Origin of the sequence: Vibrio sp. 10N.222.55.C6 (assembly GCF_041473395.1) — a bacterium.
Taxonomy (GTDB): Bacteria; Pseudomonadota; Gammaproteobacteria; order Enterobacterales; family Vibrionaceae; genus Vibrio; species Vibrio crassostreae_C.
The window spans coordinates 1-464 of record NZ_JBFRSD010000164.1; the positions used below are offsets into that span (position 1 = coordinate 1).

Consider the following 464-nt stretch of genomic DNA (forward strand, 5'->3'; position numbering starts at 1 on the left):
GGATCACGTTGTGCTTATTAACCTGAATGTTGATTTCTAACAGGTGACCATTTTTATAGGTATTGAAGTTGTGGTTTATCAGCTTAGTGTCGACCACTGTCGCGTTCATCGGGTTCTGCTGAGCTTCAGAAAGGGCAGATAGCTTTGCTTGGCTATCGTTATTCAAAACGCCTTGCGACAATTGATTGCCTTTTGCCCAGTAACTGTAGTTCTGTACCCAATCTACAAATTCCGCTTTGTAGTGTTCGATGTCTTTCTCTGCTGCTAGCTCGACATTGTTTGTGAGGGTGTGAAACTTAGATTTGTTACCCAACAGTATATCTAGCCAGTATGGTTTGTATTCATTAAGCGCTTCCATGGCTTTGACTTTATGGTCGAAGCGAACTGTTGGCATTGCAGGCGCAGGTTCCATGGCAATCGACTCCCAATTCACTTTTGGTGTTGGAATGGTATGCACGGATTGG

1 pseudogene is annotated in these 464 nt (G+C 43.8%); it reads right to left on the reverse strand.

Annotated elements, in window-relative coordinates:
- Positions 1–464: pseudogene (locus tag AB4486_RS23060) on the reverse strand (hypothetical protein); the annotation flags it as partial.